Here is a 21,784-nt window from a genome sequence, read left to right as displayed (position 1 = left end):
TATTAAACTGATTCATCATTTATTTTCACTTCATATATTTCTAAAGTTCTAGGTTTACAATAATAGGGTAATGATCAGAAGCGTAGTTTCCATTAATTTTACTTCTATCAACATCTGCACTTAACACCTTACATCCTGGTGTGCAAAAAATATAATCAATCGGCTCCCCATTTATCCCCCCTAAAAAATCGTGGAAGGTCTGACCTGGTTTACTATTCACTACTTTGAATGTATCTTGTAAATTAGCAGTAAACTCCTGGATGGTTTCCTCTCCGCGTAGAAAACGAATGACTAAATCATCTGGTTCACTATTCAAATCCCCAGTTAAAATAAAGGGAACACTGCAATCTTCAGTATGCTTTTGAATCCTTTCTAAAATTAAAGCGATTCCATTTTCCCTAGCTAATTGGCTGATATGATCGAGATGTGTGTTATAAATGATAAACTCTCTATTAGAGTCATGTTTACTACGAAAATGGCCCCAAGTACATATTCTTGGAAAATCACTTTCCCAACTAATACTATTTGGTACATCAGGTGTATCTGATAACCAAAACTGTCCTTTATCTATACATTCTAGCTTTTGATGATAGAAGATAGCACAATATTCATCATCGTTACCACCTCTTCTGCCATCACCAATCCACCGATATTCCGGCAAATTGTTTTCTAAATCTTTGATCATGCTTAGTAACCCTTCTTGAATACCGAAAACACAAGGCTGGTGTTTTTGTATAATATTGGAAACTATCGCTTTTCTATACTCCCATGCATTCATTCCGTCGTCTGGAATATCTACTCTTAGATTAAAGCTCATCACTTTCAGCTGCATTTTCCACTTTCCTTTCTCTATAAGATGTCGAAATTCATGCCAATTTGATTTATCTCAAAATTTGTCTCCTTAAAATGACTTACAGCAAAAAATGCTCCTTAATTACGTTTGTTATAGATTTTTTGAAATTTTTGATGACGTTTTGCTAGTATTTCTGCGGCATCTTCTCGACCTTCATTTCTTAACTTCTTTACATAATTGTTAAAATCACCTCTTGTATGGAAAGGTCCACCTTCTTGAATAACGTTCCACATCGGATCTGTTGGTGACTCGGATGTAATCATTTGTTCCGCCACCCATTCATCCAATAATCTTAAACCTTTTGCTACAACTTCTGGCTTTTTCTCTACTAAATTGGTTGTCTCATGTGGATCATTCTCAATATCAAATAACATTAAATCAGGAAAATCCTTTAACCCATCATGATAGGTCCGAATTAACATCCAGTTTTCATAACGAACACCTCTTTGGCAACTCCATGCAGCTTGACTAACTACTAAATAGTCACGACCTGTTGTTTCTCCTTTTGTAATGGTAGGGAGAAAACTTGCCCCATCCCATCTTTCACGTGGTTCTGCACCAACTAGTTCAACTAATGTTGGTCCCAGGTCAATTTGATAGTGGAATTCTTCATCAATATGTCCGTGTTTTATATCTGGACCAGCCATGATTAACGGGATACGACTTGTAATATGATCGGCTGTCTGATGATCCCCGTATATATTTAACTCACCTTGGTTTTCACCATGGTCTGCAGATATAATGATCGTTGTTTCTTCTGATATTCCTTCCTCTTCTAATGCTTGAAGAAGTTGACCTACATGATCATCCACATATTTTATCGCTGTATCATAACCGTCAATCCAACGTTTAAAATCTTCACGACAAGAGATTTCTTCGGGCAAATTAGGCCAATGATTTCTTGCTGGTAACTCTCGAGCACTCATTGGACCAAAACTTTCTCTCTGTGTTGCGATGATATCATCTGTCAACCAATCAGCGGCTGGGGAATGTTCAAAAGGATTTCCATATTCCGTAGGTGTACGGTAAGGGGTATGCGGGTCCCAGAAATTCAGATATAAGAACCAGTCTTCTTTTTCTGTTCCTCGCCCTTTAATCCAATTCAATGCTTCTTTCGCTACATCCCCTGCTGTTTCACCGGCGTGTTTTCCCGTATCATGCATTTCTAGAAATCCTTCCAGTACATTCCACTTTGCATGTCGACCAGGAAATGGACTAATCATTGCAGTATGGTGATCCTTAAATCGAAGATCTTCTACCCATGCTTGATAAGGAGTATGATGATGGTTAAATGGTCTGTCAGCACCTATTGGTCTAACATCTGCATCTAATCCACCGTGATTAATTGACCCCGTATGAATACCAAACCTTGAACTAAACATTGCATTACGTGATGGCGCACATGGCGCGTCTGATGCATAATAATTTGTAAAGGTCACCCCCTTTTCAGCAATTCGATCAATGTTTGGCGACGTGTTTCGATGGTACCCATATGCTCCAAGGTGGTCAGGACGTAGCGAATCAATGTCAATATACAAAATTTTAATAAAAATCTCCTCACTTTCATTTTTGTATTGGATAATTCATCATCTCGTAACTAGAACTATAGATCATTTATCGGAATGGATAAACATTCAATGCGAATTGTTAACTTTATAGATATCATAATAGGATTGCGTTATAATTAAAATAAACAAAATCACAATATTTGTACAATTCATCAATTTTTCTTAAATAGGAGTATGACTTATGTTGAACATAGAAGGGGTATATCATGATATCGATCCATATTGGAGCACGGAAAAAGCACGTGGCTTATATACACTTGTTTATGTTACGGAAGGAAAAGTGGTTTATTACATCGAAAATAAGCAATTAGAGTTAGAAAAGGGAGAGTTTTTATGGATACCCGATAATTTATACCGTGCCTGGAAAAATCATCAATTTAAATCTCATCGAAAATATACCGTTTTATTTTCTACTGAAACCAAAACGCTTGATTTTCCTTTACCCTTTCCAGAAAAAGATCAATTATTTCGGTATAAGCCGAGAAATTCCGCTTATTTTGAGCAACGTTTTGCCTTTTTATATGTACAATGGCTTGGCCAAAGAACATATTACGAGCACTTATCACGTAATATATTGTCGGAATTATTATTGTTAATTTCCCAAGAAAGGTTTGAACAAAGTGCTTCACCTGGAAAGGAAACTGTGGTACGAAAAGTACAAGAGTATATCCTTTATAATTTCCGCAATCATATTACCATTGATGAATTATCCAAAATAGCAAATGTATCACCTAACTATGTTACGGTATTATTTAAAGAAGTAATTGGCGTGACACCCATTCAATATTTACACCAGACACGTGTAAACATGGCATGGAATCTATTAACTACTACTCAAATGTCTGTTAAGGAAGCAGCCGAATATCTAGGTTATTGTGATCAATCTTATTTTAATCGCATGTTCAAAAAATGGATGGGGATGCCTCCATCTCAAGTTAACTCATAGTATTCACCGCATTAAAGAAAATAGTTTAAATTTGCACTTCTTATTTTGTTTAGATCAGATTGACGGTATTAAACCCATAATATTACAACCATTGGCTGGAGATAATTAGAATAAAAACTAGACTTTAGTTTAACCATATAATATTGTGTCAATGATTTAAAAAGTTCATTAAAAGGGATGATTAAAATGATTATTCCAGAAGAAGTGGCAAAAAAAATAGATGATGTTTATAAAATTTTAGTCAAAGCAAATCAAAAGGATCATAATATTTGGATGGAATATGTGTTTTTATCTTGGCAATGGTGGTTTTGTTTCATATTAACTATTATTCCATGGTTTTTATGGTGGAAATATAGAAAAAAGGAGTCCACTAGCCGTTTACTACTCGGGGCTTTTTTTATCATGTTTATCTCGATTCTCCTAGATTCCTTTGGAACAGAATTGGGTTATTGGGATTACAGATATGAACTTATACCATTTTTGCCATCTTTCTTCCCATGGGATTTAAGTCTTCTTCCTGTTGCTTTTCTGTTACTTGTACAAATAAAACCAAATATTTCACCTATTTTAAAAGCTATTTTTTATGCATTTCTTAGCTCATTAATAGGTGAACCGTTTTTCGAATGGTTAGGATTATATAAGTCAATCAATTGGAATCACCTTTATTCATTACCGATACAGTTTACAATATTTCTCATAGGATTCTCCCTTGTTACAAGTACGAGTTTTGAAGAGGTAAAACGAAGATGATATGCTTTATTAGTCGATGCAGAAAAATTAAACGAGAATGAAGGGGATAAAGCCTAAGCTAGATAATCTAGACCAACACCATAAAATATAAATCCATTTATTGTTTTTTAAAGCCCTCTCTAAATCCAAAAGTCATTACTTGTTCGCCATTAATGACTATACTTTGATCCTTGACTTCCATCATTCTCGAACACTCCTTAAAAACATGTAGTATAGAAAAAAAGGGTGCAAATTAACACACCCGTTTTTCCCTATGTTTTTATTTTCTTAAATCAAATGACTGCTCCAAGAATTCTTTGCTATTAGGTCCAACAAATACTTTAAACTTTCCTATATCACTTTTGAAAGACAGATCTTCATGATAATAACGTAATTGTTCCTCTGTTAAGCTGAAAGTAATTTCTCGTTCTTCCCCAGGATTCAGTGTAATTTTTTGAAATGCTTTTAATTCTTTTAATGGTCGTACAACCTCACCTACAAGATCTCGCACATATAATTGAACAACCTCTTCACCTTTGGTAGAGCCAACGTTTTTAACCTTTACCGAGACTTCGATTTCACCATTTGCCGTTAAGCGGTCCGTCGATAAAGATAGATCACTATATTGATATTTTGTATAACTCAATCCGAAACCGAACGGAAAAAGAGGTTCGTTTGGAATATCTAAATATTGCGACACATAGCGTTCCTGTGCATCAGGAGCATCCTTTGGACGGCCTGTATTGTAGTGATTATAATAAACGGGTACTTGCCCTACATTATAAGGAAAAGACATTGTCAGACGACCAGAAGGATTAACATCACCATAAAGTAAGTCAGCTATAGCTCTTCCACCTTCTGTACCAGGGAACCACGCCTCTAAAATACCATCAGATTCTTCATATACACCATGTAAGTCAAGTGGACGGCCATTAATCAATACAGAAACGATTGGTTTATTCAATTCTTTTATCTCTTCTATTAGCTTTAATTGCACATCAGGTAAGCGTATATTGGAACGACTCCCTGCTTCACCACTCATTTCTGACTTTTCTCCTAAAGCCAACACAATTACGTCTGCTTCCTTTGCAACTTTAACTGCTTCAGCAAATTGATCCTCTGTAGCAGACTCAATTCCACTACCTTGAGCGATAAGAACATTGTCCGTTCCTACCTTATTAGTCATTCCATCATAAATCTTTACAGCATCTTCTTTTGAGCCTTGCCAAGACCATTGCCCAAGAATGTCACCATTATTTGCAAATGGTCCAATAAGTGCTATTTTCTTTTCTTTATGAAGTGGAAGAATTTCTTCGTTCTTTAATAAAACGCATGACTTAGTAGCAAGATCATACGCTACTTCACGATGCTCTGTACTCATAATCACTTCTTTTTCTAATTGTTCATCAGCTCCTCTATAAGGATTTTCAAACAAGCCTAATTTTTGTTTTAGTTTAAGTATACGGATTACAGCTTCATCGATAAGTTCTTCCTTTACTGCTCCTAATTCCACCAAATCCTTTAAGTTCTTCACATAACAAGCTGTCATCATTTCAATATCTACACCAGCTTTAATCGCTTTCAATGCTGCTTCACTTTCATCTGCTGCTACACCGTGAGGTATTAATTCTTTAACAGCACCCCAATCAGAGATCATAACACCATTAAAATCCCATTCTTCTCTTAATAAATCTCTCATTAGCCTTTTGTTACCTGTTGCAGGTATACCGTCAACTGTGTTAAAGGCTGTCATTACCATTTCACAACCTTCATCAAGCGCTGCTTTGTAAGCTGGCAAATAATATTCTCTCAGCTCTCTTTCTGACATATTAACTGTGTTATAGTCACGGCCGCCCTCAGGTGCACCATAAGCCGCAAAGTGCTTAACACATGCAGCAACTCGATCCTTTTCATTGGTCAAATCATTCCCTTGAAAACCACGTACAAAAGCTTTTGCAAAGACACTATTTAAATAAGGATCTTCACCAGTGGTTTCCATCACTCTGCCCCAACGTGGGTCCCTTGCTAAATCAACCATTGGCGCAAAGGTAACATGCACGCCTGATACAGCAGCTTCTTTCGCTGCAATTTCCGCGCTGCGCTCTGCAAGCTCTTCGTCCCACGAACAACCAATTGCTAATGGGACTGGGAAGATCGTTTTAAAACCGTGAACAATATCAGCCATCATAAGCAAAGGTATACCTAATCTATTATTTTCTAAGTGAACCTTTTGGATATTTTTAACTTCTTTTGCACCTGATGCACCAAGTACAGAACCACTATTACGAATAATTTCTTTCGATATTCCCATATCCTCCATTGGCCCTGTAATTTCACCTTGGGTTTCTGCACCAGCATAAAAGAAAGTCGCCAATTGAATTAACTGATCTATTTTTTCATCTAAAGTCATGTCATTTAGTAATTGTGTTAGATTCATTGTGTGCCCCCTCATAAAACATTAACTTTTAACATTTCACTTTATTCCTGATACGTTAAAACCTTCTACTAGATATTTTTGGAAAATCATAAAAATGATAAGAATTGGTATTACCATAATGGCCGAACCAGCCATTTGCAATCCATAGTTTGTTGCATATTGATCTTGTAATAACGATAGCCCTACAGACAATGTGTATAACCTTTGATCATTTGCAATAATTAATGGCCACAAGAAGCTGTTCCATGATGCGATAAATGTTAGGATTACTTGCACAGATAAAATTGGTTTCGCTAAAGGAATAATCAATTTAAAGAAAATATATATTTCCCCCGCACCATCGAGTCGAGCTGCCTCAATCAAATCATCAGGTACTGTTACCATAAATTGCCTAATTAAAAATATATTAAAGGCAACGATTAATCCCGGTAATACGATACCAGTCATCGTATTCGTTAAACTCATTTCGTTAAGAATTAAATAGGTTGGGATCATAGTTATTTGTCCTGGCAACATCATTGTAACAAGCACTACCATAAACCAAATTTCTTTTCCTCTAAATTCGAACTTACCAAAACCATATCCAGCCATTGTATTTAGCAACAAGCCTACCATCGAGAAAAATACGATAATTAATGTATTTACCAAATATACATCAAAATTTAGACTTTGGAATAACTCCAAATAATTTTGAAAAGTTGGATTTCGAGGAAATAATGTTGGCGGTATCTGTAAAACTTCTCTCTCGGTTTTAAAAGAACTTAATATCATCCATATAAATGGTAAAGAAACGGAAATACCACCTAAGACGAGTAAAAGTGTAACAATAAACTTTTCTAATTTACCTTTAGCTTCCATTAATCACACCTCACAATGTCTGGTCTTTTTTTCTAAATCTAAATTGAATAATAGTCGCAACAATGATAATGATAAACAGCACAAAAGATGCCGCAGCTGCATAACCAAAATCGTTATATTCAAAACCTCTTTGATAGATATATAACGCCATGGAGTTTGTACCATTTAATGGACCGCCTTCCGTCATTACAAACGGTTCTTCGAAGAACTGAAGCCAACCAATTACTGTTGTTACAGTGACAAAAAAAGTAGCAAAGCTCATCGATGGTAATGTTATTTTGAAGAACTTCTGCCAACGATTTGCCCCATCAATATCTGCTGCCTCATAGTACACTTTGGGGATGGATTGTAAGGCAGCTAAAAAAATCAGCATGCTTACACCGTTACTTTTCCATACCGCTAAAATAATTAATGAGAATTTTGCGATTAAAGGGTCTTCCAACCACGGTATGGACTGAATATTGATTAGCGATAACAAATAATTAAACAAGCCATATTGCTGGTTGTACAAAAAGCCCCAAACTACTGCAATTGCTACTATATTTGTTACAGAAGGCATGTAGTAAATCAATCTAAAAGTCGAAGATACCCACTTTCCTACCATTGATAATAGTAAAGCAATAACTAATGAACTAGAAACAGCCAGCGGAACACCTATAATGACATAGAAAAAAGTATTAAATATGGATTCAAGAAATACTTTATCTTTAAATAATTTCACGAAATTTTCAATACCAATAAAGTTTATTTTAGACCAATCAGCTAAACCAATTAAGGTTAGATCGGTAAAACTAATTCCTAACGAAAGAAATATAGGTGCAAAAGAAAATACCATTAGCAACAAAACTGCTGGACCTATAAAAAATAGTGGCATTAATTTATATTTCCATCTAGTCATTTTTTCACCCGCCTTTAAGCAATGTAGGGTGCAAACTTATTCAAGTGCACCCTACTCTTATTTGTTTTTATTCAGATAGAATTTCAGTTACTTTAGTGCGATATTCTTCTAAAGTGGACTCTAAATCTGCACCACCTCGATATACCTCTTCCAAATATTTAAGTAATTCTTCACTCATTTCTGTATATTCCGTTATCATCGGTAATAATTCTGTTGACTGAAGTTGTTCACCAAACACACTAAATTTAGGGTCATCTGCTAGAATTGGGTCTTCCCAAGCTTCTAAATTAGCTGGTAACTCATTCACTTCTTTATACCACTCTAACTGTGTATCTGCATCAGCTAACCAGTTAATAAAATCTAGGGATTGCTCTACTTTTTCTGAGTTATGAAACACTCCAAAGTGAGAACCACCAATCATAGAACGATTCGTTTCCTTCTCTGGCATAACCCGAACATCCCATTTACCTTCAATTTCTGGGGCGCCTTCACTGATTGTTTTAATATCCCATGGACCACTAAAAAACATTGGTTTAGAACCGTCACTAAAGGATTGAACTAATTCTTTACCTTCTTCTAACTGCGACAACCCTTCTTGATAAAATGTTTCATATTTTGACATGGCTTCAATAAATTTAGGATCTTCGAAATTACTAGCACCTTCACCCTTCTTATAGTTCCATCCATGTTGCCATGCGAGCATAAATGGATATTGAGGATCATCTCTAGGAAGATCAATCGCGTACTGATCATCCCCTCGTTCCGCTAATTTCCTAGAAGCATCTACCATATCATCCCATGTTTTTGGTCCCTCTGGATAACCTACATCTGCTAATATATCCGTTCTATAGAATAAGACTCTAGTATCTACATGAAATGGAATCCCTATCGTTTCTCCTTCAAATTGTGTTGTACCAATTGCACCTTCATAAAAGTTGTCAGGATTAAAATTTTCATATTCACTTATATAGTCTGATAAATCCTTAAACATGCCAGCACTTGCATATTCCGGTACACCTGTTGTACCTACTTGTACTACATCGGGGCCTTCACCAGACGCAATTGCTGTTAAAAACTTATCTCGTACTTCTCCCCAAGGAATAACTTGTACATCCACAGATACATCATTTTTTTCCTCATACTTTTTCACAAAATCTTTCATCGAATTATTCATTGTCCAAACCTTGATAGCGTTTTCATTATCTTCACTTGACGAACATCCAGCCAGTAATAACATAACTGCAGCAGTCAAACCTATAATTAAAGTCACTTTATTTTTCATTCTTTACACCCCTTTTAAGATTTAGATCTTGATAAAGAATAAGAGAATAATGATACTTTTCCACACCTCCTTTTATGAAGTAAAGCTTTAATGTTTTTTAACAGATTCTCTAATGATTAATTCAGTATGCAACTCCAAAGTTGGATTAACTTCCTCATTTTTAAGCATTTGAAAAATCATGTGCGTCGCTGATACTCCCATTTCATACTTAGGTTGTCGGATTGTTGTTAACTTTGGATATACATATTTCGCCTCTAAAATATCATCAAAGCCGATAATGGAAATGTCATTCGGTATACTAATCCCCCGTTTTTGAAAAGCTTCCATTCCTCCTAGAGCCATCTCATCATTTGCAAAGAAAACAGCTGTAGGAACTTGATCTTGTGCAGCTAATATATTTGCAGCGCTTTCTCCACCCTCTCTTGTGAAATTACCAGACACCATCCATTTATTTTGAAGTTCTATGTTATATGCTTGTAACGCTTCTTGGTATCCCGCCAAACGCATTTTGTTGTCATATGAACTAGATGGACCACTAACAAAAGCAATCTCAGTATGACCGTTTTGAATTAAGTATTCAGTTGCTTTGAAGCCACCTTTTCTATTGTTCACCCTTACATGCACTGTCGAATCTACTTCTATTTCTCTATCCAACAAAATAATGGGAAAATTATGATGTGCCACATTTTTTAACATCTCATCTGTAATATTATTTGCAAGTACGATACAGCCATCGACACGATGTTCTGTTAAAAACTTTGCAGCTGTTGAATTTTCACCACCGATAGCACTGCATGCGATTAAATCATACCCATGATCTGTTGCTACATCTTGCACTCCTCTAATTAACTCTGAATAGAAAGGACCTGACAAGTCACTTAATATCAAAGCTAATGTTTTAGTAGAAGTTCTTTTAAGATCACTAGCAAACCCATTTTTTCTATAATTAAGCTCTCTAGCAGCTTGTAAAACTTTTTCCTTTGTTTCTGGACTAACTTTTTTTATCCCATTTAAAGCATATGATGCTGTCGATACTGCAACATTTGCCTTTTTTGCCACTTCTTTAATGGTTACCATAATATTCACTCCTGCATCCATTTGGTGAAACGTTTCGATAAAATTGGTTAAAAAATAGATGTAATAATCAAACATCTTTAAGTTAGTAGTTATAATTTAGTGAAACGTTTCGATAACGTGATTATAATATAAAATGTATTCGTTTTCAATATTTTTGAGGATGATTTTTTTAATTTAATTCCTTATCCCTATATTTGTCATACAGATAATTTAAATAGATGTTACTGAAACAACGGACTTTATCTTGAAGCAGGGGGGAGTTTCGCCTTTCCCCCTCAAACAGTGAGTGATACAATCGGTTGGATTGCTTTATACTCAGTACCTGTTTGATCTTTAGATACTAAATGAAATCATCTAACGTTTGTTGTATATGCATATCAAAATTACTCTATTTTATTCTTTTTCGGCCCTAAAAGGGTTGCCACCATGCCGATTATTCCATAAAGCATAAACGCAGTAGCATAGTCCCATGTTCCAATTAACAATCCTGCTAGTAATGAACCTAATACTTGCCCTACTGCCAAGAGCAAAAATGGAATACCAATACCTAATGATGCATTCGTAATAAATACACGAGTCCCCCACACAAGAAGTACTCCGGTTAAAAATATATAAAAGCAACCGAAGACTCCAGCCGATAAGTATGGTACTAACCAATTTTCAGATGTGAAAGATAGCATAATCGATGCTGAAGCAATCGACAAACTCCCCAATTTATAACCAACAGACAGTCCCCATCTTTCCACAAGAGAACCAGAAAAACCACCTAGCACACCAAAAATCCCAATGATGACCCAAAATCCCGAAAGCTGCCAATCGCTATAATCACCAGCTTCTTCAATAAAAGATCTGGAAAAAGTCCAAAAGGCTGCTGTGGATATACCCAGGATAAGAGATGCAAAAATCAAAGGAATAGCTCCTTTTACTCCTCGTATAGAGAGGTTCCCTTTTTGTAACATCAAACTCGAACTAGTCCCGACTTTTGGAATCACTCGGAAATTCCATAACAATATTAGAAATGTCAAGATAGCATAAATCAAATACGTTAACCGCCAATTAGGTGTTAGAAAAATTGCTCCTAATCCAGATAGAACGATGCCAAAACTTGTTCCTGAATTAATCCATGTATTTGCTTTCCCTTGTTGATCAGTCTTAATCCATAGTGATATCGCCGCACCATAAGGTGGAGATGCTAAACCTGTACTTGCTCCAGCAAGTAAAACACCCAACGCAAGGACCCATACATTTGGTGTTACAGCTATTAACACCAATCCAGCAAATGCCGATAAACCAGCTGAAATAATCATTCTTCTAGGTCCTTCGTTTGTCGTAATCACAGTCGACAAGATAATCGTACAACAATAAGCTAAATAAAATAACGAAGAGACCATCCCTGATACAAACTCAGACATTTCTAATGATTCATTCATATCGGGAAGAAGTAATCCAAAGCTAAATCTCGCTAATCCATAGGTAGCAGCAATCATGGTAGCCCCTGGTAAAACTAATCTTGAAAATTTCATGATATTCATTCACCCTAACTATTTTTATATAGAACGACCTTTCTACTTTTTCTATAAAAAAATTACGATGTGTGTTGGACAAGTGTCCTCGCCATCGCAATAGAATATTCTGTTGCTTGCTCAGCACCAATCAAAGTTGTCATGGATGTTGTTCCTTCAAGCAACAATGTAAATTGATTAGCTAAATTTCGTTCGTTTTCTATCCCCTTCTTTTGAGCCAATTGCTGAAAATATTTAAGCAATTTGGATTTATGCCCTCTTGCAATACTTTCGATCTCGTTATCCGTTCCGGCATAATCTTCTATCGCTCTTAAAAACATACATCCTTTGTAGGATTGTTCTTTTAGCCAACGACCATGAGCTTCAACAACAAGAATGAAAGGAGAGTCGGAATCCATTTCTACATGTGCATCTAAATAAGACCAATAGCGTTCTTCCCGTTGTTTTAATACTTCTTCTACCAAATTATCCTTGGAACCAAAATGGTTATAAAGCGTCATCGATGCTACATTTGCTTCATTAATGATTTGTTTCAAACCAACGCCTCGAAATCCATATTCGTAAAATAAACGTTCAGCTACTTTAAGTAATGTATCTTTCTTTGCAGATCGCCTCATATGCTTAACTTCTCCTTTAATTAGATAGAACAGTCATTCTATTTATACACTATCAAATTACTACTTTTATAGTCAAAAGAAAAGTATTTTATTTTTATATAGAACGACCTTTTTATTTATAACATATGGCGATGAAATCTTCACACCAGTCTGTAATCATATGTATAAAAATCTTGGATAAAATCCACTGATTTTCCTACTATATCCAAACACTAATATGCTATACTCTTATAGATGAGATGAAATAATAATAAAGGTGTGATGTTGCATGACTATATATGCGGTAGAAGCAACCGATTTAGTGAAAATTTTCGGTAAGCACCGTGCTGTTGATGGGATTAGCCTTAAAGTTCCCAAGGGCATTGTCTATGGATTCCTTGGGCCAAATGGGGCGGGCAAGACAACAATGATTCGCATGCTAGCGACCTTGTTGAAACCAAATGAGGGGCATGCCAAAGTAATGGGGTATGACCTTGGACAAGAAGCTGATAAAGTAAGGCATTCAATTAGTTTAACCGGACAATTTGCATCAGTTGATGAGGAACTGTCAGGTAGAGAAAATCTTATTTTTATCGGTAGATTAGTAGGTTATAGCAGAAAAGAAGCAAAACAAAGAGCAGACGAATTACTACAGGCCTTTCAGTTAGAAGAAGCTGCCAAACGCCAAGTAAAAAAATACTCCGGCGGCATGCGTAGACGTATCGACATTGCAGCAAGTATTGTTACTTCCCCAGAATTACTTTTCCTTGATGAACCTACCACAGGACTAGACCCAAGAAGCAGAAACCAAGTATGGGACATCGTCAAAGCACTCGTCAAAAATGGAACCACCGTCTTTTTAACCACACAGTATTTAGAAGAAGCAGATCAATTAGCGGATTTAATTGGTGTAATCGACCGTGGAAAGCTGATTGCTGAAGGTACAAGTAAAGAATTGAAATCCTCTATTGGTGCTGGTAGCTTAACCGTTCATTTTGATGATAGCGAAGAATTGGAGAAAGCACAGCACATTTTCGTTTCACAATTTGAACAGGAGCCTGACATAAACGAACAAGATATTTCCTTAACTGTTATGATTAAGGAACATGCAAAGGCAGCCAAAGCAATTGGTGAATTAGCGAATACTAATGTCCAAATCAAAGACTTTTCCATGAGTCAGCCGAGCCTTGATGAAGTGTTCTTAACCTTAACTGGTAATGTACTAGATCAAGAAGGAGGCGACTCTACAAATGAATAAGCCATCTGCAATCGAGGAAGTATTAACGAATCGAACCCGACCAAAAAGTCCCACAGCAATCCAAGCATCTGTTACCTTCGCATGGCGAGCGTTGTTACGAATTCGTTATGTACCTGAACAGCTTTTTGACGTCACTATCTTTCCGATTATCTTTTTATTAATGTTTACTTATTTGTTTGGTGGGGCGATTTCCGGTTCTACGGGGGAATATTTAAATTTCGTTTTACCAGGTATTTTAGTTATGACCGTTTCCATGATAACGATGTACACGGGACTAGATTTAAATAAAGATATCGAAAAAGGCGTATTTGATCGTTTTCGCTCCTTACCAATATGGCAACCATCAGTATTGGTTGGTGCATTACTCGTAGACACGCTAAGATATTTAATTGCCTCGACGATTATGGTGACTCTTGGATATATATTAGGATTTAGACCAGAAGCTGGATTTAGCGGTGTCATCATGGGGGTTGTCATTCTACTCTTGTTCTCATTTAGTTTATCATGGATTTGGACGATGCTAGGTATTATCGTCCGTTCTGAAAAGGCACTGATGGGAATTAGTATGATGTTTTTATTCCCGCTCACTTTTTTAAGTAGTGTATTTGTTGACCCTTCGACAATGCCTAACTGGTTACAAAAGTTTGTTGATATTAATCCAATTACATTTGTAGTCGATGCCGTTCGTACACTTATCCACGGCACAGGAACGAATGGCGATGTCATGATTGTCATCTATATATCGATTGCTTTAATTGCGATATTTGGCCCTTTTACGATGTACTTTTTTAAAAATAAATAAATGTGAGCCTGCAGCTTTATGTTAAAAATAATTGGATATTATTCAAAGTAAAACCGCATGAAACATTTATTTCATGCGGTTCATTCAATTGAAACCAGTTTGATTTATACTTTTGCATCTGAAATAACGAAACCACCGCCTTCTGTTGTATTACTTTTAACCTTTGACGAGGTTTGTTTCTCTTTTAGATGATCTGAATCCCCTCTATTTACAGACTCGTTAGTTAAAGTAAGCAAACCATTGCCTTCCACTCTTGTTCTATACCCTAAGAGAGACGTTGATTTAATAAGTTGCGCATATACTTCAGGTTCTGTTATGGTTCTGCCAAATTCCTTTTGCATTTGCTCAATTAGAAGCGCAGCAGCTCCGGAAACATGAGGAGTTGCCATGGAAGTTCCCGACAGCTTCGCATATTTCCCGTTTAAATAAGTCGACATCACGTCAACACCAGGTGCCACTAAGTCTACCTCATTATTTGTATTCGTGAAATCTGCCATATTACCCTCATTATCTACAGCACCCACTTGCACTACTTCTTTATAATACCCGGGATAAAGTCGTTCTGTTGTACGTACGTTTCCATCACCTTCATTTCCAGCGGCACACACAACTAAAATGTCATTGGCAACGGCTTTTCGAATCGCTTGATGAAGCTCTGGTACATCCCATTTTGCACCAAAGGACATCGAAATAACTTGAACCTTTTCCCCATTGTTACCACGCCATTTAATAGCATGTTGGATCGCTTGTATAATACTACTAAAGTCTCCAGAACCTTTGGCATCAAAAGCTTTTAATATTAATAATTTTGCTTCAGGAGCTACTCCGACTACACCTCGACCATTGAGCGTAGCTGCAATCGTTCCGGCAACATGTGTACCGTGTCCGTTTTGGTCGGAAAAATTTCGAGGATTGCTATAATTTTCAGTAGTAAAATTTCTCCCATCAATGATTGAGTTTCTTAAATCAGGATGGTTTCGATCACATCCTGTATCAATTACAGCAACAACAACACCTCTACCTTTATAACCTTCTTCCCACTTTTTTGGTGCTTGAATCATCTCTATACCAACAGGAATTTCACTCGTGTCATTAATCTGTTGTTCTATTTTATATGGAATTAAGCGTACCCGTGCCATACTTCTCCTCCTTGCTACAATCCACTAATACTAGTAAATTCATCAAGGAGGAAAAGTGTACTAGGCGTTCATAAATACTTTTCACTCAATACAGTGTTGTATCTTATGATTCAACGTTCATTGCTCGATGATTGGCAAAATTTTTGTATGATTTGTGTTTTGATTTCTTCAACTGGAAATGTCTGAGGATAAGTTGAAATCATCAACATCACCCCTTGCAAGGTAGAAGAAAAATATAAAGATTTTTTTCGAGAATTTTCCACTCCTAAGTTTTCAAACATTTCACATTGTAGCTCAAATTGTCTTGCGTTTTCCTCGACGATCCGTTTACTATATTTAATTAACTCTTCATCTGCTTCAGGTTGTGTCTGTAAGTGTAGAAAAAAACGATGCACATGAGGATCTGTGTAAACATTATCTATTGCATGATTTACAATATATTTTAACTGGTCACTTGGGGTATTAAGTGACAAAGCACCCTCCATCACTTCCATTAATTTTCCAATTTGTTCTTCAACCATTGTCGCAAGAAGGTCTTCTTTTCCTTTGAAGTAATTGTAAAGTAAGCCTTTAGAGATTTCTGCTTCTTTCGCTATATCACTTATAGAAGTCGCATGATACCCTTGTTTAATAAACAGCTTCATCGCTTTGTGTCGTATATTTTCTTTTGCTTTTTGACGAATTCGTTCATTCTCTTCGTGAGTTCTTGGCATAGGTACAAATCATTCCTTCATAAAATTATCAATCTTCGCAAATAACTCATCTGGATGAGTAAGTGTTACCATATGGTCTGCATTTGCTATTTCAAAGAAACGGACATTCGGAACTTTATTAAAATGTTCTGCTACACGATGATTATCTTGAAAATCTTTTTCACCTATAATAAACAATGTGTTCATCGATAATTCATCTAATCTCTCAATAGCAGGTGGTTGTGGCCAGATGATTTCAAATTTAGGCCATGTTAAAACCCGATGAAAGTAGTCTCGATGCATTTGAATCATTATATCTCGATGTGGGCTTGACATGACAACTTGATACAACGAACCACTCAAAGAGACATCAAGCATTTGATCGATGTCTGGAGCAACCTGGTTTATGCTGTTAATATACTCATTAAATGCTTGAGAATAATTAAAACCTGATAATGATGGTGCAATTAAAATCAGGTTCTTTACTTTTTCCGGGTAATTCAACGCAAACTCTGTTGCAATTTGCCCTCCTATTGAATGACCAACAAGTGTTGCCGTCTCTAGCTCTAGATGATCAATAAGTAATAATAAATCTTCAACATAATTGGCTTTTTCAATTGGTGATGGTGATTTTCCAATTCCACGCACGTCAAATGTAACAACTTTATAATCTTTAGCTAAGAGTGGAGCTAAAAATGTCCAGTCTCTCAAATCCGTCCCTCCACTATGGAGAAGTACTATAGGATGTCCTTCTCCATTTATCTGATAATGCAAATCCATGGTAAACCCTCCATCCAATTTATATTTCAATTATGTACTCAATTTTATGATTGACTGAACGTTTAGTCAATCATAAAATGTAAAAAAAAAAAGAAAAACTTAATGGTCTTTCTAATGATCGAGTAAATGTTACAATCCATACAAATAAGGCATGCGCTCCTCTGTATTTATCTGTCACCTTACTCGCTTAACCTAGAGACATTCGCCAAACGAGAAAGTAGTTGGTTGTGGTGTGCACTGTTCCCGCTGACTGTCAATATTTTTCCGACACTTCATTTTCCTTATTTGATATGCTACTGCTCTGTACTTGCGATTCATATCGTTGATCTATTAAGCAGTTTTTCTATTCTCATCGGCCTCCTTCACATTATTTACATGTTGTCTTTTCACATCCCAGTAGTAAATGCGGGGTAGACCTGATAACAACCAATATTCATGCAATAATGAAGAACTAACAAACAATATCATAGTCCAATCTAATTGTCTCAAAAGAATCTCTCCCTTCTTAACTAATTTATGGCGAAGAGAGGTTGTCTAAGAACGTTTCATTCAGATGCACAAGCTGTTCCACTTTCGTATATACATTCTGAAAGTACAAAAATAAACCTTACTATTCGGATTGAGTTCCGAATAGTAAGGTGGTTTCTTGTCATGTGTTCTAATTGTTATTTACAACTCGTTTTGCATCGTCTACTTTAATTGGAGCTTTTCGGGCTAATACAAAATAAGATAAAAAGGCTAAAAAGCTTCCAAAGAAGATAACAATCCCCATTGGAATAGCTGTATGTTCCCCTCCTATTCCTGCAAGTGGAGCAGCTAATGAACCGAGTAAAAATGGCAATACACCTAGTAATGCAGATGCACTTCCTGCAATATGCCCCTTTGTTTCAATAGCCAAAGAAAAAGAAGATGTTGCAATAATACTGATAGAAGTTACGAGAAAGAAAATAGGAATAGCAACAGCTACTAATGGTGCTTTTAACAGAAGAGCTATAAGCAATAAAATAGCAGCCGAATTAGAAATAGCTAAACCTATCTTCAAATAAGTTTTCTCTGAAACAATCGATATTCGCCCAACAATTTGAGTACCAATAATTAATCCAATACCGTTCACACCAAATAATAAACTAAATACTTGAGGCGAAACGCCATAGATATTTTGATAGACAAAAGGAATACCGGATACATAAGCAAAAATTCCTGCAATAGTAAAACCTTGCGTAAAAGCATAACCAGTAAATTCCCTGTCCTTTAATAAGGAACCAAAATTACCGATGACTTGCTTAAAATTGCTTGGTATACGCCTTTCTGTTGATAATGTTTCTTCAAGTTTAAATGAAATTGTTAATGTTAAAATTAAACCAACGCACGCCAAGACAACGAAAACTACATTCCAATTTGCAAAGGAGAGAATAGCACCACCCATTACCGGTGCAACAATTGGACCAAGATTTCCAACTAACATCAACGTAGCAAAGAATTTAGTTAATTCCCTTCCACTGTAAAGATCTCTAACTATTGCCCTGGAAATAACAAGTCCACCTGCAGCTGCAAAGCCTTGGATGAAACGGGAAACGATCAAAACATAAATATTAGGTGCCACAGCACATGTTAAAGAAGATATGAAATATAAGCCGAGAAAAATAAGTAATGGTTTACGACGACCCAGTACATCGCTCATCGGCCCAATGATTAACTGCCCCAAGCCTAGTCCTAATAAGCAAGTTGTTAAGCTAATTTGTACTAAAGAAGCATTTGTTTGAAAGTCTTCTACAATAGTTGGAAATGACGGCAAATACATATCTATTGTAAAAGGACCAAGTATGGATAGTGATCCTAATAGAATAGCCAACTGTAACCGTTTTGTATTTGTTAACGTATTCAATTTTCATTCTCCTTCTGCTTTGGATTTTGATAAGAAGCTATTAAACTTTTATTCTTTTACCACTTTAAATAGTGTATTACTTTATTTAAAATTTTTCATTAATTATGTTCTATGTACAAGTATTTTACATAAAGTGAGTCTTCCATCATCGAGGGTTTTACGGACGATTAGCACCGTGATAATCAACAAACAAAAAATCAGGCATGTTAGGAACATTACCTGATCCTTTATTTCCATTTTTCTTTTTATGGGGAAATCTTTTATTCCCTTCCTAACTACCAAATTTATAATATTGGGTCTCATTTTTGGTACTTAAACCAGTTTTAAGTACCATTTTGACTTGTTCACTTTCTATTTTTGGTTCTTATGCGTCTTATTGTTACAAAGAGTCTGGGCAAATCAATTTTTTCCACTCCAAAGACGAATAGTGTAATGTTTGAACTGCTAAACATCCGCTCCGGCTGCCCGCTCACCTTTCCGTGGGGTTTTATCCTCAGCTAACTTTTGTAAAGTGATTTTTTTTACAAAAGTTAGCTGAAGACACGCCCCTCGGAAAGCAAGTGGGCAAGCCGTAGCGGTTTTCAAACATTTTATACATGTCAAAATTACCCCTGTTCCTATTACGCAATAGAAAATTCCGAATGATAACAATTTCTAATCGTAGAATTGATATAATCATCCGGATTTTTAATTTTTATCGAATCACTTTTGTTCCTGCCTCACACCTCAATGTATTCGCTTTCTCTATTTCAGGAAGTGTATGCTGTTTAACAGCTTATTCCTTATCAGACTTTATTTTTCTTGCTCTTCTTCAACTAACAATCGGCGCAAGGTTTTTCCTATTAATGACTTTGGCAGGCTTTCGCGGAATTCGTATATTCGTGGTATTTTGTATGCGGCAAGTCTTTCTCGACAAAAGGTTTCGAGCTCTTTTTCGTTTGTTGTCGCACCTTCTTTTAATACAATGTAAGCCTTCACCGTTTCACCTCGGTATTCATCAGGAACTCCTGCCGCAACTGCATCCATTATTGCTGGATGTTCAAACAAGACCTCCTCAATTTCTCGAGGGTATATATTAAATCCGCCGGCAATGATGAGGTCTTTTTTTCGATCGATAATATAAAAGAAGCCTTCATCATCCATTTTCGCCATATCACCTGTATATAGCCATCCATCCTTTAAGGCGTTACTCGTTTCCTCCGGTCGTTTCCAGTAGCCTTTCATAACCTGTGGTCCTTGAACGATCAGCTCACCCACTTCACCGTTTTCAAGTTCTTCACCAGTATCCGGATCGACAACCTTTGCGACTGTATCCGGAAAAGGAATCCCAATCGAGCCAAGCTTTCGTTTTTCCCAAATGTTATTCGCATGTGTTACGGGAGAAGCTTCGGTTAAACCGTAGCCTTCAATTAGCTTGCCCCCGGTTATCTTCTCGAACGTTGCCTGGACCCCGCCGGGAAGCGGGGCCGCACCACTAATACATATATTAATGGACGATAAATCATAGTTCTTTATTTTTGGATGATTGATTAATGACATATACATCGTTGGCGCTCCAGGAAATGTAGTCGGCTTTAATTTGTCAATTAGCTTCAATATCATGTCTGCATCAAACTTAGGAAGAAGAATGAGCGTTCCTCCTAATCTTATCGAAAGATTCATGAGTGTGGTCATTCCAAATACATGAAAAAATGGGAGCGCCGCCAAGTATCCTTCTTTCATTTCCTCACTACGGTATACCCAAGCTCTCGTCTGCAAAGTATTCGCGACAAGATTATAGTGGGTAAGCATGACACCTTTGGACACGCCAGTTGTACCGCCTGTGTACTGAAGCAGAGCCAAATCTTCTTCTGCATCGATTTGGACGGTCGTCGGATTAGCCGATGCTTTAGATAGAAGTTTCTTAAACGAATGCGTATTTTGTTCGAAGATGACCTCCATTGATAAACCATCTTTTTTTGCTTTTATCGGGTAAAGTATATTTTTAGGAAATGGTAAGTAGTCCTTAAATGAGGTGAAAATTGTATGTCTTACTTCTACTTTCGGCAATACGTTTTTAATACGCTTAAATAAATGATCCAAGGCGATAAGAACTGTCGCTCCAGAATCATTCAGCTGATGCTCCAATTCTCTTTCCACATAAAGTGGATTTGTTTGAACGACAATCGCACCAACCAATAATGTTCCGTAGTAAGCGATGACGGATTGAGGACAATTCGGGAGCATAATCGCTACCCGATCGTCCTTCTCAACCCCTAACTCTTTTAGGACATTGGCAAACTGGTATGTTTCCTTTAATAACTGCTTATATGTGAACTTTTTTCCATAGAAAAACAGCGCTTTATGTTGAGGATATTTTTCTGCTGTATCTATCATGAATTGAGCCAAATTTTGCTTTGGATATTCGTATGACGGTGCGACTTCTTTGGGGTAATACTTTAACCATACTTTTTCAGACATA

Annotated in this window: 19 protein-coding genes; 4 read left to right on the top strand and 15 right to left on the bottom strand. The window is 36.4% G+C overall.

From position 1 onward, the window contains the following. Positions 1-40: 40 nt before the first annotated feature. Positions 41-832 (bottom strand): endonuclease/exonuclease/phosphatase family protein, encoded by a 792-nt coding sequence (locus tag ACTWP4_RS07060; RefSeq protein ID WP_443128058.1) that lies wholly within the window; start codon positions 830-832, stop codon positions 41-43. 98 nt (positions 833-930) lie between these two features. Beyond that, positions 931-2,391 carry a sulfatase family protein gene (locus ACTWP4_RS07055; protein ID WP_443128057.1) on the bottom strand — a complete coding sequence of 487 codons (1,461 nt, stop codon included), beginning with the start codon at positions 2,389-2,391 and terminating at the stop codon, positions 931-933. A gap of 211 nt (positions 2,392-2,602) precedes the next feature. Between ACTWP4_RS07055 and ACTWP4_RS07050 the strand changes: the two genes are divergently transcribed. Together ACTWP4_RS07050 and ACTWP4_RS07045 are read left to right on the top strand one after the other, a co-directional pair. Continuing rightward, positions 2,603-3,367, top strand: a complete 765-nt coding sequence (locus ACTWP4_RS07050) for a helix-turn-helix domain-containing protein (RefSeq protein WP_443128056.1) — start codon at positions 2,603-2,605, stop codon at positions 3,365-3,367. A gap of 186 nt (positions 3,368-3,553) precedes the next feature. Next, positions 3,554-4,117, top strand: a complete 564-nt coding sequence (locus tag ACTWP4_RS07045; RefSeq protein WP_443128055.1) for a CBO0543 family protein — start codon at positions 3,554-3,556, stop codon at positions 4,115-4,117. Between the two features lie 259 nt (positions 4,118-4,376). Here the strand turns inward: ACTWP4_RS07045 and bglX are convergent, their stop codons facing one another. The 7 genes from bglX to ACTWP4_RS07010 all read right to left on the bottom strand — a co-directional run bounded on the left by bglX (position 4,377) and on the right by ACTWP4_RS07010 (position 12,788). Beyond that, the gene (bglX, locus tag ACTWP4_RS07040; protein WP_443128054.1) at positions 4,377-6,533 is read right to left on the bottom strand and encodes a beta-glucosidase BglX; all 2,157 of its coding nucleotides are present in this window, start codon (positions 6,531-6,533) and stop codon (positions 4,377-4,379) included. A 36-nt stretch (positions 6,534-6,569) separates the two neighbouring features. After that, positions 6,570-7,391, bottom strand: a complete 822-nt coding sequence (locus tag ACTWP4_RS07035; protein ID WP_443128053.1) for a carbohydrate ABC transporter permease — start codon at positions 7,389-7,391, stop codon at positions 6,570-6,572. Positions 7,392-7,401: 10 nt separating this feature from the next. Continuing rightward, complete coding sequence (locus ACTWP4_RS07030) at positions 7,402-8,289, bottom strand: carbohydrate ABC transporter permease (RefSeq protein ID WP_443128052.1); 888 nt, start codon at positions 8,287-8,289, stop codon at positions 7,402-7,404. Positions 8,290-8,356: 67 nt separating this feature from the next. Further along, the gene (locus ACTWP4_RS07025; protein WP_443128051.1) at positions 8,357-9,571 is read right to left on the bottom strand and encodes a sugar ABC transporter substrate-binding protein; all 1,215 of its coding nucleotides are present in this window, start codon (positions 9,569-9,571) and stop codon (positions 8,357-8,359) included. 87 nt (positions 9,572-9,658) lie between these two features. Continuing rightward, on the bottom strand, positions 9,659-10,648 hold the full coding sequence (locus ACTWP4_RS07020; protein WP_443128050.1) for a LacI family DNA-binding transcriptional regulator: 990 nt from the start codon (positions 10,646-10,648) through the stop codon (positions 9,659-9,661). A gap of 383 nt (positions 10,649-11,031) precedes the next feature. Next, on the bottom strand, positions 11,032-12,171 hold the full coding sequence (locus ACTWP4_RS07015; RefSeq protein WP_443128049.1) for an MFS transporter: 1,140 nt from the start codon (positions 12,169-12,171) through the stop codon (positions 11,032-11,034). 62 nt (positions 12,172-12,233) lie between these two features. Then, on the bottom strand, positions 12,234-12,788 hold the full coding sequence (locus tag ACTWP4_RS07010) for a TetR/AcrR family transcriptional regulator (protein WP_443128048.1): 555 nt from the start codon (positions 12,786-12,788) through the stop codon (positions 12,234-12,236). Positions 12,789-13,056: 268 nt separating this feature from the next. Here ACTWP4_RS07010 and ACTWP4_RS07005 point away from each other — a divergent pair, with 268 nt between their 5' ends. Further along, positions 13,057-14,025 (top strand): ATP-binding cassette domain-containing protein, encoded by a 969-nt coding sequence (locus ACTWP4_RS07005; RefSeq protein ID WP_443128047.1) that lies wholly within the window; start codon positions 13,057-13,059, stop codon positions 14,023-14,025. Beyond that, positions 14,018-14,827, top strand: coding sequence for an ABC transporter permease (locus tag ACTWP4_RS07000; RefSeq protein ID WP_443128046.1), 810 nt, complete (start codon positions 14,018-14,020; stop codon positions 14,825-14,827). The genes ACTWP4_RS07005 and ACTWP4_RS07000 overlap by 8 nt, the downstream gene beginning before the upstream one ends. A gap of 104 nt (positions 14,828-14,931) precedes the next feature. On the opposite strand, the gene ACTWP4_RS06995 is transcribed toward ACTWP4_RS07000, so the two are convergent. The 6 genes from ACTWP4_RS06995 to ACTWP4_RS06970 form a co-directional block, all read right to left on the bottom strand. Beyond that, positions 14,932-15,966, bottom strand: a complete 1,035-nt coding sequence (locus ACTWP4_RS06995) for a S8 family peptidase (protein ID WP_443128045.1) — start codon at positions 15,964-15,966, stop codon at positions 14,932-14,934. A 110-nt stretch (positions 15,967-16,076) separates the two neighbouring features. Then, positions 16,077-16,679, bottom strand: coding sequence for a TetR/AcrR family transcriptional regulator (locus tag ACTWP4_RS06990; protein ID WP_443128044.1), 603 nt, complete (start codon positions 16,677-16,679; stop codon positions 16,077-16,079). Between the two features lie 9 nt (positions 16,680-16,688). Further along, complete coding sequence (locus ACTWP4_RS06985) at positions 16,689-17,438, bottom strand: alpha/beta fold hydrolase (RefSeq protein WP_443128043.1); 750 nt, start codon at positions 17,436-17,438, stop codon at positions 16,689-16,691. Positions 17,439-17,768: 330 nt separating this feature from the next. Further along, a complete protein-coding gene (locus ACTWP4_RS06980) occupies positions 17,769-17,927 on the bottom strand; it encodes a hypothetical protein (protein ID WP_443128042.1) in 159 nt (52 codons plus the stop codon). A gap of 169 nt (positions 17,928-18,096) precedes the next feature. Continuing rightward, positions 18,097-19,323 carry a multidrug effflux MFS transporter gene (locus tag ACTWP4_RS06975; protein WP_443128041.1) on the bottom strand — a complete coding sequence of 409 codons (1,227 nt, stop codon included), beginning with the start codon at positions 19,321-19,323 and terminating at the stop codon, positions 18,097-18,099. A 792-nt stretch (positions 19,324-20,115) separates the two neighbouring features. Continuing rightward, positions 20,116-21,783, bottom strand: a complete 1,668-nt coding sequence (locus tag ACTWP4_RS06970; protein ID WP_443128040.1) for a long-chain-fatty-acid--CoA ligase — start codon at positions 21,781-21,783, stop codon at positions 20,116-20,118. Position 21,784: the final 1 nt, after the last annotated feature.

The organism is Gracilibacillus sp. D59 (genome assembly GCF_052246695.1).
Lineage (GTDB): Bacteria > Bacillota > Bacilli > Bacillales > Amphibacillaceae > Gracilibacillus.
This window is presented reverse-complemented; position numbering and strand designations above follow the sequence as displayed.